The following is a 16,799-nucleotide window of genomic DNA, read 5'->3' on the forward strand; positions in this document are numbered from 1 at the left end:
CTTTAGCCCGTAAGACTTCATGCAAAAAATGTGTCGCCTGTTTTTGACCTAAACTGCCTGTTTCAGGCAGTTTAGGTCAAACAAAAAATAACACGAATAATTTTCCCAAAAATTCCCGAAAAATGCACAAAGTCAACAGCCTAGGCAGAGCCTCTAATCAGGCATTCCTATGCAGAGCATAAGAACGAGATAAGGAGAGCCAGCGCGGTCTTGGGATCTCCCCAAGTGGAGCGACTGGCGTGGGTTAGGGAGGATCTAAAGTGCCTAGAGTCACAGCAAAACACTTGTTCATTCAACCTCTTAGACCCTATTTATTCGTTATCTGGTAGCAGGAGTTCGGTAATAACCTTCTTCTGTTTTAGTTAATGGTTGAACATTTTCTCCAACTTTGTTTCTCGTAGAATTCAGAAAATCTTTTGTAGCTCTAGGAGTTTCTTCATCCAAATTTAGCTTTTCACGGATATTATCAGCAGCTTCTTTTAATGGATTTTGGGCATTTCTGATTTGAGTATCATTTCTAATTTCACCTTGCTGATCTGGTACACCTTTATAATAAGTACCCTCTGGAGTCTTAACATCAGCTTGTGCTATGTTCGCAAAGCTAAAAGCCTGACCCAGTAAAAACATAAATCCTACCAGGAAAACTACAAGTACTTGGGAAATCCGAATATTTCGCAACCATGAAATTACTCGATTCATAAAAACCTCAATTGCATTCTGTTGGGTGTACAATTCAAAAGACTGAATGACTATTCACTATTCAGGTTTAAGAATAACATAGATGGAGTTATCCTTTTATTGTTGAAAAATGTCATCGCCGTGGGATGTTTTATCTAAATACAATCGTCACTACGACTACTATGTATCTCTTTCAACGCTTCGCCAGCATTAACTAAGAAGGATTTAATCACTTCTGCTTTGGCAAACTTTTCGCCATTTTCAGGCGTTGGGTAAAACTAATGATGTCCAGAAGATTGACCTTCTGTTGTGGCAATTTCGCCTGCTTCCATGAGCATTTTAAAGCGGCGCAATTCATCATCAATTTGCTGTTCTGGTTCCTCACCAAAAAGTTTAGCTACGGTAGCTCCTAATGCTCCACCTGGTGGGTTATACTCCAAGACAATTTTTACTTCCGTTCCGCGCTCGACTGGTGCTTTTTTAAAGCGGACAAAACCAGAATTATCAATATCTGCCCCTTCCACAGAAGCCCAAGAAATAAATTCGTTTTCCCGGTCTTCGAGAATTTCTGCATCCCATTCCACGCTGTTATCTAAAGGTGCATTGGCTACCCAATGAGAACGTTTTTCGTTGTACACCTTGACAGATTTAAGATGTTTCATAAATGTGGGCAGATTCTCAAAGTTGTGCCAAAAACGATACAATTCTTCTGCCGATTTATTAATTGTTACCGTCTTTTCAACTTTGATGGGTTGGTTTATCCCTATTGCTTCTTGTGCTTGCTGGATTGTGCTTTGCTTGGTTGCACCTTGATAAATCAAACCGCCACCTGCTAAAGCCGTTAGCGCTCCTCGTAAAGAACCTTGCTTTAAACCCATCAGCACCATCGCACCGCCACCGATGAGAGATGCCCAACGCTCTACTTCACTAGCTTCACTCTGACTGGTGGTCAGTTTATCTCCTGATGTTGAAGTCACTTTTTATCTCTCCATCACAGTAAATTAACCATAGAGGCGCAAAAACTAAACTTTCTTGTTTCTGTCTCTGCGTTCTTCTCTACGTTCGCGTAGCGTGTCCTAGACAGACTGCGCCTCTGCGGTTCGTTCCGTTACATTGATACAGCTGCCCCTGTAGTCGGCTTAGGAGGCTGAATCTGAGCGCCTATTCGCGCCCGATACAACTCTACTAATTGCTGTTCGTATTTCAATAAATCGTGGTAAATTTCTTTGAAAATAGCAGTTGCTACTGGGTCAGTGTACGTTGCACACAAATTGCCAATATCGCCGATACCAGTTTGTACATCTCCTAAAGCAGAACGCAACTGATATATGTCATCACTCCCTGTCAAGGCAGTTTTCACTTTGGCATACTGATTGGCAATATTTGCCCCTAGAGAGGGTTTCTCACCCAATATCTGAAGATAGGTTTCTAGCTTTTCAATGTGGCGTTGTTTATTACCAATTATCTCTTGAAAGAGTGATTTGACTTCCCCATCTGATTCCTTTTCAAAGTACTTATCCAATGCTTCCAGTGAATAACGTTCACCAGTAAGGGCAGTATTTAAACCTCTGCTGATATCACCTTTAGTTGAGCCACCCCAAGCATCAGCCAGTTTCCACCATTCGGCAGTTGTGTCTTTTTCATTTGGCAATGCAGCATCTTTGCCACCATAACCCAAACGGCTCAAAATAGCTGTGGTAAAAATTGCCAAGTCTCCGGGTTCACGAGATGTAATCAAATTTCCGTCAACTACCACCGGCTCATCTACATAATTTGCGCCAGCGTTAATCATGTCTTTGGCGATAGCGCTAAACCCAGTGACTTGTTTACCTTTGAGCAAGTCGCCTTCAATCAAAACTTGTGGGCCGTGACAAACCGCAGCGACTAATTTTCCTTGTTGTATAGCCTCTTGTACAAAGCTTACTGTGTTGGGGTTGCGTCGCATTTTGTCGGGAGCCATACCACCGGGAATCAGCACTGCATCGAATTCAGCTGCGATCGCTTCTGTTGTAGTACCATCAGCTTGGATGCTAAGTTTACCGCGTTTGCCCTTATATTTTTCATTCATTCGGGAACCAAGGACTACTACCTCGATTCCTGCTTGTTTTAGTCCATTATAAGGAACTGTAAATTCTGCATCCTCTACTGCTTGTTCAATGAGGATAGCAACTTTTTTCTTACCGGAATGATTGTTATGGTCAGTCATAAAATGGTATTACCTGTTTATTTCTAGTATTTAACTAGCTACAATATTTATCGATCAGGACAGTTCAACAGCCAGGGTTTTTAAGAAGAAAAATCTTGAATTTCCTACTATGCAGGTACTTCACCTGTTGGTGAAATAGTAAATAATTCTTCATAGTCGTGAGAAAAATAGGCGTGAAAAGCTGCAAATTTTTCTGGGCTAATGGCATTTTGCAACACTGCAAATACAGCCCGGACGTGAATTGCCGCTGTGGTTGGTTCTATATTTTCTTTTTGACTTGCACGCGTAATAAACTCTTGCAAGTTGAAGGTCTTAACACTATCTCCTTCTCTTCCTCGCAAATAATTGCCTAATTGTTGGGGCAAAATTGCAGCTAGTTCTTGTGCCTCATCACCTGCTATCCGTTCTTTAAGGGTTTCTAATGTGGCACGGGTAGCACGTTCTGCTTCTTCACGAGAATCTGATTGGGCAAGGCTTTGTACGTGTGTAATGAATTCGTCGTATTCCACTGTGTACCTCCGCTGCTCAAAATTATTGAATATCTTGTTGTTTAGCATTCAGATGTTTTAAAACATCAATAAAAAGTTAAAATGCTAAACTTAGGTTTTTATTTTTCTGAATAAAATAGTTATGAGTAAGAAATTAGCTACTGAATAGTTTCGGTTTTATAACTCCTAACTCATAACTAAAAACTTCAACTACAAGTTGCTTGACCATGAATTCATATTTACAATCTTATGGCGCGATCGCTAGTTTAGCTTCGTTCCCAGGGGATAGATTATTTTATTAGCTATACATCTCTAGTTAGACAAGTTTGTGACAGGAAAACGTTATTGTGATAATGCAGAAAATGGCTAGTATCATGGCAGAAAAAAATCATCATGACGGAAATAAAAGCAATGATTTGCCAGAAGAAATTACCGAATCTTACGGTACTGGTGTGAAAGACTTGCCGGGATACAATATTGGCGGGCGCTCAATGGCAGCACAAAGACAGGAGTATACAGAAACTAGTCCTGAACTCACTGGTGGAGATGTTGATGCTTATTGGCAAGATGCAGATGCAGTTGGAGATGAGGCTGTTGGTGGTACTGCTTCTACTCCCGATCAAAATGTAACTGAGGATATAGGAGCCGCAGTGGGGCTAAAAATGGATGATTCTGAGTTTCTGCATACCAATGATATTTTAGAAGATCGTGATGGCGATCGCTGGGAGTTAGATCCAAAGTCTTCTGAAGATTATCAAAATCGGCGAGAATAAGCTCAATCTACATTCATAAATTGGATGCCTCTAAATTAGGCAGTGCTTTTCTAAGTGCTGCCAAAATAAAATTAACATCTATCCACGGAAATAGCTCTTGAAAATCTCTAAATAAATTAGTATTCCAACTGCTAGTTTATTTAACTTTCCACTGCCAAGTATTATTTTGGCTGTTGATTTTGGATGATTATTTAACTGTAATGCTTTTAATAAAGGGCTAAAAATTTTTCTTCTCTATGATTCTAAGACATCTGTCTTCAGTAGGTTAAAAGTACAAATATACATTTGTTAATGTTGCTAATAGTACTGGTAAATGTAATTGGAGTTAATCATGACATACACACAAACTAACGATCCAACTATTCGTGAACATACTCAGGCTTGGCAAAACTTAAATGTGGATCAACAACTCGCTTTATTTTGGTTTATCTATAAAGAAATAGGTGGTTCAATTACGCCAGCCGCTCCTGGTGCTAGCACTGCTTCTTCAGAAATCGCTGAAGGTTTGTTTAATCAAGTTAAGGAATTGTCTCACGAACAACAATTACAAGTTCAGCGTGATTTGATTAATAAAGTGGATACCCAAATTTCTCGTGAATATGGTTCTTTGGGTGATACTACCAAGCTACTGTTTTGGTATCGATTATCTCAAGGTATGGAAAATGCCACTATTATTCCCATGCCTGATGATTATCAACTTTCTTCAGAAGCTAAAGCGTTGTTTGGCAGAATTCAAGGATTAGAATTTGAGCAACAGATTACTCTTTTCCGCGATTATGTTTCGCCAATGGGTGCTGAATCAAAAGCAGGTGCCGAAATTTAGTTTTTGAATGACGATGGTTGTTAGAGGATGTTTGAAAAGCATTTCTCTGTAACTTTAGGCACTTTAGATCCCCCCTAACCCCCCTTAAAAAGCTACGGTGTATACACAAGTCTGAAGTAGTTTACTCACCTGGTTTATGCGTCAGTTTTACCCCACCCTAACCCTCCCCTTGCAAAGGGGAGGGAACAAGATTTTCCGGTTTCCCTCCTTTACAAGGGGGGATTAAGGGGGGTAATTCAACTTGTGTATACACGGTAGCCTTAAAAAAGAGGGGAACCGGAGTCAAAGTCCCCCAATTTATCGGGGGATTTAGGGGGATCTAGAACGTTTTACTACTGACAAGAGGACTTTTTAAACATCATCTTAAAGCTTCTATATTACTAGCCAGTTGCTTGATATAAAGCTGAATTTTGACGGCTGGCTTCTTTATTTTTTTTGATAAATAAACACAGAGTAAAAACTAAAACTCTTACTCTGCGATCACCTATGTCTTTAGGTAAGTTGCACCCTACAGTCGTAACGCCCTTTGTTTTGTACTCAATATATTAAAAGTAATTATAGTTTATTTAATCTGCCTTTTGGTTGGTTTAAATATACTTTAGTTATATTAATATTCTATCTTTTTTGAGTTTTTTATCTAAATTTAAATGATTAAAATCATATAGATAAGTAAGAAGAATAGTTCATTTTTTTACATTGGATATTTAATTAATTTATTCAAATTTAGCACCAAATAATCTCTATGGAAAACACAAGATTGGTAACTAATTTACCATAAGTTATTATGGCTGATAAATGTGTTGATCGATGAAAGCTATATATCTCAATATTTAACTCTTTAAATAAAGGCGATCGCTAAATAGTATTCAGAGTTATTTAATACTTAACTTATGATACATTCACCATAAGGTAAATAGATACACTGCCAACATAAATTGTCGCCAGATATCTATTTTCTAAGTATGATTTCTGTATTTACCAAAAGGAGCATTCACAGCAGCGTGTCGGAAAGACTTGGGATTTTTCGTAGCCGTGAGATGAGTTAATCCATCACAGCTAACACAGCTTTTGGTAATAATTTATCTTTAAACCAAACAATTCTGGCGGGGACATCATTTAATTTGACTCCCGCTTTTTCTAAATTCAGTCGCTCGGAAATTGCTAAAATTAAGTCATCACGTCCAGCCCGCCGCACCTGAGAAAACTTTTTTTGTAAATATTCAGGCCGCCAATACCCAACAATTTCTAATAAGAAAGTCCGTCCATCAGGATGCACTAAGCGAAAATCGGGAATCATCACACTACCAGGGATTGGTATCAAATCAACTTCTCGCTCTAATGCCCAACCACTTTTCAACGCATCCCATTTATCAGCAAAGGATGCTTCTAGCATACTATCGTAAGGCTTTCCCGGTGGATAGTGCGATACTAAACCACATTCGGAATTGAGGGTGAAACGTCCAGTTTTCCAACTATTTGTATAAGCATCGCGGGTTTTGAGAATGGAAGAAAGACTCCATTTAGTAACGTGCAGTAAGGCGGGGATAAGTTTTGCGATCGCTAACCCATATCGTGTACTAGGATTAAACAAGCTCGTCGGCCCATCAATGGTAATTGTAAACCCGTGGTCAGCATCACCCTCAATATAAGCCATCAATTGAAACAACTTCAGATAGCGAAATAACAGCTTATATTCTCCCGGAACGTTCCGGTGGGCATTTAATACAAGTTGACTGGCTTTATAAAATACACCCTGCACTTGAGATAAGTTATATCTATTTAACAAATCTGGTGCTGTTGGTGCATCAAAGACTGTCAAAATCTTATTTTCAGATAGATCAGCATATAGTCCATTCCGAACCTGTTCTGTTAAAACTTCCCGCTCAAGTTCTTGAGTTAACTCATCAGCAATTTTACTCAGAGTAACTTGTGTTGATTCTCGACTAGAAACAGACTTTGCAGCTAGAGAAAACACTCGTTCTCTTAACATTTGTGGTTCCAGAGGACTAACCACTTCAAAAGTGCAAAAACTGCTTTTGAGAATATAAGCTAATCCCCGCTTCACCCGATAATCTGTTGAATCTCCTTCAAAATCAGTCAGTTGTCGCTCAAGCACACCTTGAGTTTTACCCACTGCTGATTGAAAATAATTAATTAACTCAATCGCCAACTCCGAAGTTTTTTGATCAATCTTCAGTCTCTTCGGGATGATCTCCTCGCCGTTTTGGCGATGCATCAGTAAATCTGTCGGTAACATCTGCTGAATTTTGGATTTTAGATTTTGGATTTCCGGTTGAATAATTAATTTCTATCTGTTCCGCAGCCTTCAAACTTTTTTCCTTCCCACTCCCATACACAACCTGTAACTTTCCTTTCTTTTCTCCCTCTACTTTCCTCTCCCCCCTTCGCCTAGCCGAAGTCCCTTCTTCACTCGTATCCTCCGCCACTACTTCATATAAAATCGCCTGTTTATTCTCAATATTCCCCTTCCGTAAAATCCTCCCCAATCGCTGAGTATACTCCCTAGCCGAACCAGTTCCCGATAAAATAATTGCAACAGTTGCCGCCGGCACATCTACCCCTTCATTCAACACATGAGAAGCAACCAAAGTATTATATTGACCCTCTCGAAACTTTGTTAATATCTCATGCCGTTCTTTCACAGGAGTTTGATGAGTAATTGCCGGAATTAGCAACTCTTGAGAAATCCGATAAACTGTTGCATTATCAGCAGTGAAAATCAAAATTCTTGCTGGATAATGTTCTGCTAATAAATTAATTAGAATTCGCAATTTACCATCAGTACCCAAAGCAATATCTTTCGCTTCTCGATGCGCTAACATCGCTCTCCGTCCAGATTGCGATCGCGCACTCATTTGTACGAACATTTGCCAACCTTGCAGACTCCCTAAAGAAATCTTGGATTGCTTCAAAAAGTCATTGCGGGTTTGAATTAATTGGTTGTATCTTTCCCGCTCAAGTTGCGATAACTTTACCTTAATTTGGACAATTTCATGATCTGCTAAGGCTTTTCCCGCCAAATCTTCGGCGCGTTTGCGATATACTTCTTGACCAATGAGGATATTTAAGTCAGCGTGTTTGCCATCGGTGCGTTCTGGTGTGGCGGAGAGTCCCAAGCGATAAGGTGCGATCGCATATTCAGCAATCACCCGATTAAAATCTGTGGGTAAATGATGACATTCGTCAAAAACAATCAACGCATATTGATTACCCAACGTCTCAGCGTGAATTGCTGCACTATCATAAGTTGCAACTAAGATAGCCGTTCTATCCCGCGAACCGCCTCCCAGCAATCCCACCTCAGCATCGGGGAAAGCCGCTACTAAGTGTGCATACCATTGATGCATTAAATCTAAAGTTGGCACTACAATCAGCGTCGTGCGCGGCGTTGACTGCATCGCCATTTGCGCCAAATAAGTCTTTCCCGCCGCCGTAGGCAGCACAACAACCCCCTGCCTACCCGCCAGTTTCCAAGCCGCTAGCGCCTCAGTTTGGTGGGGATAGGGTTCCATTTCCAGAGTGGGAACCAAGTCTACAGGATAGAATTCCTTCGCCTCATCGATAAAATAAACATCTTCCGCTTGTAGTGCTTCTACTAGCGATCGGTATCTAATTGCTGGAATGCGGAATTTTTCAACTCTATCATCCCACGTCGCATAGTCCATCCAACCTTTGCCACGTGGTGGTGGATGGAGAATTAATGTGCCACGATCAAAATTTAATGTAGGGGTACGAGCCATGAGTATTGGGCATTGGGCATTGGGCATTGGGATTAGGGGAGAGGTGAGAGGTGACAGGTGATAGGGAATAATCTGTACCCTGTAACCTGCACCCTATTCCCTTCTTTACTCCCTAGTCTATTGATTACTAATAACGCAAAAAGTGCATGATTCATCCAATTAATTCCGACAAAAACCAACTCGATGCGCTCATTAGTCACGGAATGTCCTATCGGCAAACCAACAATAACCTTGCCGAATCCTACAAAGAACAGCGACAGAGTTTTTTGCTGAAACGGCTGCAATTACAGGCACAGATTATGTTGGTATCTGGCTTGACTTTAATCGCTTTTTTTCTATGGGCAAATTCCCAATTACAAGGCAAGATATATGCTTTTAAAATCGGTATTGTAGTAGAATTATTCACTCTCATTTTTTGGGGTTTATGTAAAACCTCTATAGGTAGTCGTTACCCAAATTTAATTTTTTTGAGTTTATGTTGGTCTGTAACTTGTGCCGTCCAAATTGATGTAGCTTTGCTGTTTAATAATCTAGAACCTAGAAGTAATATCTGGACTCTGATGTTTCTCACTCAGGCTACAATCGTTCCAGTACAATGGTGGTTACATTTAATATCACAAATAGGCACAATTATTTGCTATTTAGTTTTATATTTATTGTATAGTCCCCAATTAACCCATCCATCAGCTTTCTACATTGAGCAGGGTTTATATTTATTTTGGACTTGCATGATTTGTGTCTTCTCTGTCTATTTATACGAGCGCTTGCGAAAAAAAGAATTTTACGCCCGTAAAGCAATGGAACTAGCGCAGTACAAATCAGAACGGCTGCTACTAAATATTCTGCCAGAGATGATTGCGGAACAATTAAAACAACAACCGACAACTATTGCCGATAGTTTTCTAGAAGTTACGGTGCTATTTGCCGATATTGTTGGCTTTACAGAACTTTCAAGTCGGACATCTCCTGCGGAATTAGTCGAGCTATTAAATACAATATTCTGTTTGTTCGACCAATTGGCAGAACGTCACGGGGTAGAGAAAATCAAAACTATTGGCGATGCATATATGGCTGTTGCAGGGTTGCCAAATCAGTCTAACAATCATGCTCCAGCAATAGCTAATATGGCCTTGGATATGCAAAAGGCTGTAGCTACATTTAATGAAGAAAATAACCAATCCTTTTGCATCCGCGTTGGCATTAGTACAGGGCCAGTAGTCGCAGGGGTGATTGGGCTGAAAAAGTTTGCCTATGACCTTTGGGGAGATACAGTCAATACGGCAAGTAGAATGGAATCGCATGGTATTGCAGGTAGTATCCAGGTTTGTGAAGCAAGTTATCAGCTTTTAAAGGATAAATACTTATTGGAAAAACGAGGTTTAATTCAGGTGAAAGGTAAAGGTGAAATGATGACCTATATACTCAAGGGAATTAATTTCAAAACTTAATAAATCTATACTTTTTGACGGAGACTCAAAAATAAAACATATACAATTAGAGCGACAATTATCAGCTTATTCAACCTTTGCTAAAACTCTATTTTACTACTTTAGATAGATTCGCAGCAAGCAACTGCTTAGGTGTGTATTTTTTCGATGCATAATAGATGTTGAGCGATGTCTACGACAAGCTTGCCTACGCATTTTCTAGCTGATTTTGGGAATAATCCTTTAGCTAGCTGCATATAAGGAGAAGCTAAATTGAAAGGAACACGTTCCCTTCTAGCACCCTATGCTGTGGCACTATTGGCTGTTGGTAGCGTATTGCTACTAACACTATTGCTACAGCCATTACTGAAATCAAGTATTTTCCTGCTGTTTTTTGCTGCCGTGGCGGTTAGTGCCTGGTATGGCGGCATGGAAGCAGGGTTGCTGGCGACTGCTTTATCTACTTTAGCCGTCAGTTACTTTTTCTTAGAGCCAGTGTTTTCGCTCCTGGTTGCAAGTCTAGACAACATACTGCGGTTAGGCTTATTTGTGGTTGTGACAACAATTATTAATTTGCTGAACTCAGAGTTACGCACTGCCAAACAACATCTTCAAACGAGTTTGCAGAAGCTACAGGTGAGCGAGGCAAGGTTTAGAAGGTTGATAGAGTCCAACATTATTGGGGTAATTGTAACCAATATGGATGGAGCGATCGCAGAGGCTAATGATGCTTTTTTACGGATGGTAGGTTATTCCCAGGAGGATTTGCAAGCAGGGCGAGTCCGATGGCGCGATATGATACCACCAGAATATATTGAAGCTAACAACAGTGCGATGCCTACGGCGGGCTACGCCTACGCAGAACTCACAACCAAAGGTGTATGTCAGCCCTTTGAGAACGAATACATCCGCAAAGATAACAGTCGCGTTCCTATCCTGTTAGGTTCTGCTTTGTCAGAAAATAATCCTAACGAAATTATCTCTTTTGTACTTGATTTAAGTCAACGCAAACAAGCAGAGCTTGCCCTTTCTAAAAGCGAAGAACGCTACCGCACTTTTTTAGAGCATAGTTCAGAAGGTATTTGGTGCATCGAACTGGAAGTACCAATTTCAGTAGATTGTCCAGAAGATGAACAAATTCAACATTTTTACCAATATGTTTATCTGGCAGAATGCAACAATGTGATGGCGCAGATGTATGGCTGTTCTCGTGCCGAAGAAATTATCGGCGTCAGACTAGGAGATTTTCTTGTTGCCTCCGATCCACATAATATTGCATACCTGCGTAATTTTATCCGTTCTAACTACCGACTAATCGATGCAGAATCCCACGAAATAGATAAGCAAGGTAATTCTAAATATTTTTTGAATAATCTGGTGGGAGTTGTCGAAAATGGCCTTTTAGTTAGAGCGTGGGGAACTCAACGCGACATCACAGAATACAAAAGAGCAGAAACAGCACTGCGTCAACGAGAAGATGAACTGCGCCTGATTACAAACGCTGTACCCGTCCAGATTTCTTATGTTGATGGTGAGCAGCGTTATCGCTTTAATAACAAAGGATATGAACACTGGTTTGGGCTTCCTGCTTCGGAAATTTCTGGTAAACACATTAGAGAAATTTTGGGAGAGTCGGTTTATCAGTCAATTCTCCCTTATGTAGAAACAGTACTTTCAGGAGAGCAGGTAACTTATGAAACCCAATTACCTCATAAAGATGGCACAAACCATTACATGAATGTTACTTATATTCCCCAGTTTAGTCAGCAGGGAAAAGTTGCAGGATTTGTTGCCCTAATTACAGATATTACACTTCATAAGTTAGCAGAGCAAGAACGCGAATTACTCCTTGAGCGCGAACAAGCAGCACGCGCCGATGCAGAAGCAGCAAGCCGCATGAAGGATGAGTTTCTGGCCACACTCTCCCATGAACTCCGTACACCACTAAACGCTATCCTGGGCTGGGCACAGCTACTTAGAACTCGCAAGTTTGATGAAACTATGACTGGTCGCGCACTAGAGACAATTGAGCGGAACACTAAATCTCTGGCGCAACTGATTGAAGATGTTCTAGATGTGTCACGGATTATTAGAGGCACTCTCAATCTAAGTATGAATCGGGTAAAACTTGTACCACTTGTAGAGGCGGCAATCGATACTGTGTACCCAGCAGCCCAGGCGAAAGAGATTAGCATTAACTGTAGATTCGACCCGGAAGTAGAGGTAGTTGTGGGTGATGCCAACCGCTTGCAACAGGTTGTGTGGAATTTGCTCTCTAACGCCGTCAAGTTTACACCCAAGGGCGGAAGAGTTGATGTGCAATTAGAGCGGATTGAATCTTACGTGGAAATTCGGGTGAGTGATACGGGAGGGGGAATTGCTGCCGAATTCCTACCCCATGTATTTGAACGCTTTCGTCAAGCTGACAGTTCCACCACGCGATCGCATGGTGGATTAGGATTAGGATTAGCGATCGTCCGTCACTTGGTAGAATTACACGGTGGCACTGTCTCGGCCGAAAGTCCAGGAATTGGACAGGGAGCGACATTCGTTATCAGTCTGCCAATGAAAGCTATTTAGGATGGAGGCAGGAGGAGCAAACTCTTAGGTAGAATTCTGCATCATCCACAAATCCCAGTAAAGCACTTTTAAATTCTGCATATAAATCAATACGCTTGGGTTAAGGTTAGTGGTGTAGATAATTTGTCTTTGAAGACGCGATGAATCGCCGTCTCTACAAGGGTTTTGTTGCTCATTCTGAACTGTATTGGCATATAAATAATCTTGACTTTCGGTGAGTGTACATATTGCTTCTTTCCTATTTCCTCATTACACAAGTAAGTTCAGGAATCAAATCGGATTCCTATATGATCCGGTAAGTATCCTCTAGGCGAAGACAGATTATGACGCAAACAATTTCAATCAACGACTCTGGGCGCTTGCAACTCAAACCGCTAGAAATCCCATCCCGTCTGCTGTTGGGCCCTGGGCCATCCAATGCCCATCCCACAGTTCTCCAAGCGATGAATACCTCGCCGGTTGGGCATCTTGACCCAGCTTTTCTCGCACTCATGGATGAAATTCAGTCGTTGCTACGCTACGTCTGGCAAACAGAAAACCCACTCACCATTGCAGTCAGCGGTACGGGAACAGCGGCAATGGAAGCAACCATTGCCAATGCTGTAGAACCTGGTGATGTAGTTTTGATTGGTGTCGCTGGTTACTTCGGTAATCGCCTCGTGGATATGGCTGGACGATATGGTGCTGATGTGCGAACTATTACCAAACCTTGGGGACAAGTTTTCAATCTTGATGAACTCCAAACTGCCCTAAAAACCCATCGTCCAGCTATTTTAGCTTTAGTTCATGCTGAAACCTCCACTGGCGCACGTCAACCGTTGGAAGGGGTCGCTGATTTGTGTCATGAATTTGGCACTTTGCTGTTAATAGATACGGTGACAAGTCTGGGTGGTGTCCCGTTGTTTTTAGATGCTTGGGGAGTTGACCTCGCCTATAGTTGTAGCCAAAAAGGGTTGGGTTGCCCGCCTGGTGCTTCGCCCTTTACCATGAGTGCGCGTGCAGTTGAGAAATTGCAACAGCGCCCAACGAAAGTTGCAAACTGGTATTTAGATATGTTGTTGCTGGGCAAGTATTGGGGTACTGAACGCACCTATCACCATACAGCACCCATTAATTTATACTATGCATTGCGGGAAGCACTACGTTTGCTTGCAGAAGAGGGGTTAGCAAATTCCTGGCAGCGGCATCAAAAGAACGTAGAGTATCTCTGGGAAGGCTTAGAGAGTTTAGGGCTGAGTATGCACGTTGAGCAAGAGTATAGATTACCAACGCTGACCACTGTTTGCATACCAGCAGGGGTAGATGGGAAAGCGATCGCACAGCAGTTACTCAATGAACATAATATTGAAATTGGCGGTGGTCTTGGTGAACTTGCGGGTAAAGTCTGGCGCGTGGGATTGATGGGCTTTAATAGTCGTAAAGAAAGTGTTGACCAACTTTTAGCAGCACTACGACAGGTTTTACCTAAGTAGGGAAGGGGGCAGGAGGCAGGAGGCAGGGGGCAGGGGGCAGAATGTCTTACCTCAGTTGGGGATTCAGTACCCTCCTGAATAAAAGCCACCAAATAAAAATTTGGTGTTCTTGTCTTAAACCCAAGTTTGCTCCGATCACGTGCTGGAAGCTTTATTCCTCCTGACTTCCTTCAGAACTGCCCTCTGCCTTTCTTGATAAAAATATGGGAACCTTCATACAAATGAAGGGTTTTGAAATCTAAACTTTCAGTTACCCTGAAGTTAGTTGCTCAACTAGTATTGACTGTTCCACAGATAGAATAGATGACTCAACAAACTTCTAGAATTTGTATCCTTGGTGGAGGCTTTGGTGGTCTTTACACAGCCCTGCGCTTAAGCCAATTACCTTGGGAATCTACGCAAAAACCCGAAATTGTTCTAGTAGATCAAAGCGATCGCTTCCTATTCTCTCCTTTACTTTACGAATTACTCACTGGCGAAGTGCAAACCTGGGAAATTGCCCCACCCTTTGAAGAAATTTTACAAGGCACAGGGGTGCGTTTTTATCAAGGGGTTGTGTCTGGAATTGACATCGACCAGCAACGGGTAAATATACAAGAAGGCCCGGAAATCCCTTACGACCGCTTAGTGCTGGCGCTAGGAGGTGAGACACCGCTAGATTTAGTACCTGGTGCAGCAGCCTACGCTTACACATTCCGGACAATCTCTGATGCTTATCGTTTAGAAGAACGCTTGCGATTTTTAGAAGAATCGGATGCTGATAAAATTCGGGTAGCGATCGTTGGGGCTGGCTACAGTGGTGTAGAGTTAGCCTGTAAGTTAGCCGACCGACTAGGCGAAAGAGGACGCTTTCGGATTGTTGAAATCGCCGATCAAATTTTGCGAACTTCCCCAGAGTTTAACCGGGAAGCAGCAAAGAAAGCTTTAGAAACCCGTGGTGTGTTTCTTGATTTAGAAACCAAAGTAGAATCAATCGAGCAAAATAGCATTTCCCTAGAGTACAAAAACCAGTTAGACACGATTCCCGTAGATTTAGTAATTTGGACTGTGGGAACTAGGGTTGCGCCCGTAGTGAAATCTCTTCCTCTCAAGCAAAATCAGCGTGGTCAAATCACCACTACATCCAATCTGCAAGTTCTTGATCATCCAGAAATCTTTGCCTTGGGAGATTTAGCAGACTGTCATGATGCTGAAGGACAACAAGTCCCCGCTACCGCACAAGCAGCTTTTCAACAAGCTGATTATACTGCTTGGAATATCTGGGCAACTCTAACTAATCGCCCCATCCTTCCCTTTCATTACCAACAGTTAGGAGAAATGATGGCATTAGGAATAGACAACGCCACTCTCACTGGTTTGGGAATTAAATTAGATGGGCCCTTGGCATACGTCGCCCGTCGCGTTGCCTATTTATATAGGTTGCCAACTTTAGAGCATCAGCTTAAAGTTGGTTTTAATTGGCTAGCCCGTCCGATAATAGAAACACTTTCTCGGTAACTTTAGGTTGGTCATTTGTCATTGGTCATTTGTCATTGGTCATTGGGTAAAACAGTTCCGAGTAAAGAAGTGAGATTTACCACTCAGCACTCAACACGGGCTAAACGCCCCGCTACGGCTAACAGCACTCTGGACTCCTGAAGGGTGTTGGTAAAGAACCAACAAATTTACGGTTATTTGCTTTATTTCTGCCAACCTACTGAGCAGATGCTAGACTCTACCCACAGAAGCTCTTAACAAGCCAAAATCTAAATTCAACATTCAAAATTTTCAAACTTTAATGGAACAACCGAAAGTTATTTTTTTAGATGCTGTGGGTACACTCTTCGATGTCAAAGGTAGTGTGGGCAAAGTTTATAGTCAGATAGCCCAGGAATTTGATGTTACAGTTTCAGCCGAAACATTGAATACAGCCTTCATCGAAAGCTTTAAAGCAGCGCCGCCGCCGATATTCCCAGATGCAGAATTGCAAGATATTCCCCAGCGCGAGTTTGATTGGTGGCGGATAATTGCCCTGAACACTTTTGAAAGGGCAGGTGTTCTCAAGGAATTTTCTGACTTTTCAGCTTTTTTTAGTGAACTTTACATTCACTTTGGCACTGGTGAACCGTGGTTTGTCTATCCCGATGTCTTACCAGCTTTAATCAACTGGCGGCGGTTGGGAGTTAGCTTGGGGGTGCTGTCCAATTTTGATTCCCGGATTTACTCAGTATTACAAAGTTTGGGATTGAGAGAGTTTTTTACCTCCGTCACCATTTCTACCCAGGTACGTGCAGCTAAACCCGATCCTCAAATTTTTGCCATTGCCTTAGATAAACATAAATGTTCCCCAGAGGCGGCGTGGCATATCGGCGATAGCATTGTAGAAGACTATTATGCAGCTAAAGCAGCTGGACTCAGAGGCGTTTGGATCAACCGGGGGAATTGAAGAACGCTCCCACGGCTATAAAAACATTCTCTATTAGGGAACTCCAAGAAATAAATTATCCAATTTCACTCCTGCAAAACGACTTTCTCTCCCCCTGCCCTCTGCCTCCTGGCCCCTGCCCCCTGCCCCCTGCCCTCTGCCTCCTGACCTCCTCGCCCTCCCCCTC

The 16,799-nt window shown here is 41.9% G+C and carries 14 protein-coding genes; 7 read left to right on the forward strand and 7 right to left on the reverse strand.

The genetic code is table 11. The annotated features are described in order from the left end of the window. Positions 1 to 318 precede the first annotated feature (318 nt). The 4 genes from RRG12_RS37985 to RRG12_RS38000 all read right to left on the reverse strand — a co-directional run bounded on the left by RRG12_RS37985 (position 319) and on the right by RRG12_RS38000 (position 3,393). Positions 319 to 699 (reverse strand): hypothetical protein, encoded by a 381-nt coding sequence (locus RRG12_RS37985; protein WP_069071377.1) that lies wholly within the window; start codon positions 697 to 699, stop codon positions 319 to 321. A 257-nt stretch (positions 700 to 956) separates the two neighbouring features. After that, positions 957 to 1,655 carry an SRPBCC family protein gene (locus tag RRG12_RS37990; protein WP_420762768.1) on the reverse strand — a complete coding sequence of 233 codons (699 nt, stop codon included), beginning with the start codon at positions 1,653 to 1,655 and terminating at the stop codon, positions 957 to 959. A gap of 131 nt (positions 1,656 to 1,786) precedes the next feature. Beyond that, positions 1,787 to 2,884 carry a DJ-1/PfpI/YhbO family deglycase/protease gene (locus RRG12_RS37995; RefSeq protein WP_420762769.1) on the reverse strand — a complete coding sequence of 366 codons (1,098 nt, stop codon included), beginning with the start codon at positions 2,882 to 2,884 and terminating at the stop codon, positions 1,787 to 1,789. 107 nt (positions 2,885 to 2,991) lie between these two features. Next, on the reverse strand, positions 2,992 to 3,393 hold the full coding sequence (locus RRG12_RS38000; protein ID WP_420762770.1) for a DUF2267 domain-containing protein: 402 nt from the start codon (positions 3,391 to 3,393) through the stop codon (positions 2,992 to 2,994). Positions 3,394 to 3,734: 341 nt separating this feature from the next. Here RRG12_RS38000 and RRG12_RS38005 point away from each other — a divergent pair, with 341 nt between their 5' ends. Together RRG12_RS38005 and RRG12_RS38010 are read left to right on the forward strand one after the other, a co-directional pair. Next, the gene (locus tag RRG12_RS38005) at positions 3,735 to 4,145 is read left to right on the forward strand and encodes a DUF6335 family protein (protein WP_420762771.1); all 411 of its coding nucleotides are present in this window, start codon (positions 3,735 to 3,737) and stop codon (positions 4,143 to 4,145) included. Between the two features lie 331 nt (positions 4,146 to 4,476). Then, positions 4,477 to 4,968, forward strand: a complete 492-nt coding sequence (locus RRG12_RS38010) for an orange carotenoid protein N-terminal domain-containing protein (protein WP_069071381.1) — start codon at positions 4,477 to 4,479, stop codon at positions 4,966 to 4,968. Positions 4,969 to 6,010: 1,042 nt separating this feature from the next. Here RRG12_RS38010 and RRG12_RS38015 read toward each other — a convergent pair. Together RRG12_RS38015 and RRG12_RS38020 are read right to left on the reverse strand one after the other, a co-directional pair. Beyond that, entirely contained in the window at positions 6,011 to 7,225 is a 1,215-nt protein-coding gene (locus RRG12_RS38015) for a DUF790 family protein (RefSeq protein WP_069071382.1), read from the reverse strand. Then, complete coding sequence (locus RRG12_RS38020) at positions 7,155 to 8,729, reverse strand: DEAD/DEAH box helicase (protein ID WP_420762778.1); 1,575 nt, start codon at positions 8,727 to 8,729, stop codon at positions 7,155 to 7,157. The genes RRG12_RS38015 and RRG12_RS38020 overlap by 71 nt, the downstream gene beginning before the upstream one ends. 146 nt (positions 8,730 to 8,875) lie before the next feature. On the opposite strand from RRG12_RS38020, the gene RRG12_RS38025 reads away from it, so the two are divergent. Then, positions 8,876 to 10,177: an adenylate/guanylate cyclase domain-containing protein gene (locus RRG12_RS38025; RefSeq protein WP_420762772.1), complete on the forward strand. Its 1,302-nt coding sequence runs from the start codon at positions 8,876 to 8,878 to the stop codon at positions 10,175 to 10,177. A 252-nt stretch (positions 10,178 to 10,429) separates the two neighbouring features. Continuing rightward, the gene (locus RRG12_RS38030) at positions 10,430 to 12,736 is read left to right on the forward strand and encodes a PAS domain S-box protein (RefSeq protein WP_420762773.1); all 2,307 of its coding nucleotides are present in this window, start codon (positions 10,430 to 10,432) and stop codon (positions 12,734 to 12,736) included. Here RRG12_RS38030 and RRG12_RS38035 read toward each other — a convergent pair. Next, the gene (locus tag RRG12_RS38035) at positions 12,729 to 12,827 is read right to left on the reverse strand and encodes a DUF1499 domain-containing protein (RefSeq protein ID WP_370684470.1); all 99 of its coding nucleotides are present in this window, start codon (positions 12,825 to 12,827) and stop codon (positions 12,729 to 12,731) included. The genes RRG12_RS38030 and RRG12_RS38035 overlap by 8 nt on opposite strands. A gap of 232 nt (positions 12,828 to 13,059) precedes the next feature. Between RRG12_RS38035 and RRG12_RS38040 the strand changes: the two genes are divergently transcribed. From RRG12_RS38040 to RRG12_RS38050, 3 genes are all read left to right on the forward strand, one after another. Next, complete coding sequence (locus RRG12_RS38040; RefSeq protein WP_420762774.1) at positions 13,060 to 14,208, forward strand: alanine--glyoxylate aminotransferase family protein; 1,149 nt, start codon at positions 13,060 to 13,062, stop codon at positions 14,206 to 14,208. A 303-nt stretch (positions 14,209 to 14,511) separates the two neighbouring features. After that, positions 14,512 to 15,705, forward strand: coding sequence for an NAD(P)/FAD-dependent oxidoreductase (locus tag RRG12_RS38045; protein ID WP_420762775.1), 1,194 nt, complete (start codon positions 14,512 to 14,514; stop codon positions 15,703 to 15,705). Positions 15,706 to 15,985: 280 nt separating this feature from the next. Further along, positions 15,986 to 16,633 carry an HAD-IA family hydrolase gene (locus RRG12_RS38050; protein WP_069071389.1) on the forward strand — a complete coding sequence of 216 codons (648 nt, stop codon included), beginning with the start codon at positions 15,986 to 15,988 and terminating at the stop codon, positions 16,631 to 16,633. The last annotated feature ends 166 nt before the right edge of the window (positions 16,634 to 16,799 follow it).

Source organism: Nostoc sp. CALU 546, from assembly GCF_048836525.1.

Excerpts from the sequence above, each read along its gene's own strand:
- RRG12_RS38005 (WP_420762771.1), top strand. The coding sequence starts at position 3,735 with ATGGCTAGTATCATGGCAGAAAAAAATCATCATGACGGAAATAAAAGC.
- RRG12_RS37985 (WP_069071377.1), bottom strand. The coding sequence starts at position 699 with ATGAATCGAGTAATTTCATGGTTGCGAAATATTCGGATTTCCCAAGTA.
- RRG12_RS38040 (WP_420762774.1), top strand. The coding sequence starts at position 13,060 with ATGACGCAAACAATTTCAATCAACGACTCTGGGCGCTTGCAACTCAAA.
- RRG12_RS38010 (WP_069071381.1), top strand. The coding sequence starts at position 4,477 with ATGACATACACACAAACTAACGATCCAACTATTCGTGAACATACTCAG.
- RRG12_RS38050 (WP_069071389.1), top strand. The coding sequence starts at position 15,986 with ATGGAACAACCGAAAGTTATTTTTTTAGATGCTGTGGGTACACTCTTC.
- RRG12_RS38020 (WP_420762778.1), bottom strand. The coding sequence starts at position 8,729 with ATGGCTCGTACCCCTACATTAAATTTTGATCGTGGCACATTAATTCTC.
- RRG12_RS38025 (WP_420762772.1), top strand. The coding sequence starts at position 8,876 with ATGATTCATCCAATTAATTCCGACAAAAACCAACTCGATGCGCTCATT.
- RRG12_RS38045 (WP_420762775.1), top strand. The coding sequence starts at position 14,512 with ATGACTCAACAAACTTCTAGAATTTGTATCCTTGGTGGAGGCTTTGGT.
- RRG12_RS37995 (WP_420762769.1), bottom strand. The coding sequence starts at position 2,884 with ATGACTGACCATAACAATCATTCCGGTAAGAAAAAAGTTGCTATCCTC.
- RRG12_RS38015 (WP_069071382.1), bottom strand. The coding sequence starts at position 7,225 with ATGTTACCGACAGATTTACTGATGCATCGCCAAAACGGCGAGGAGATC.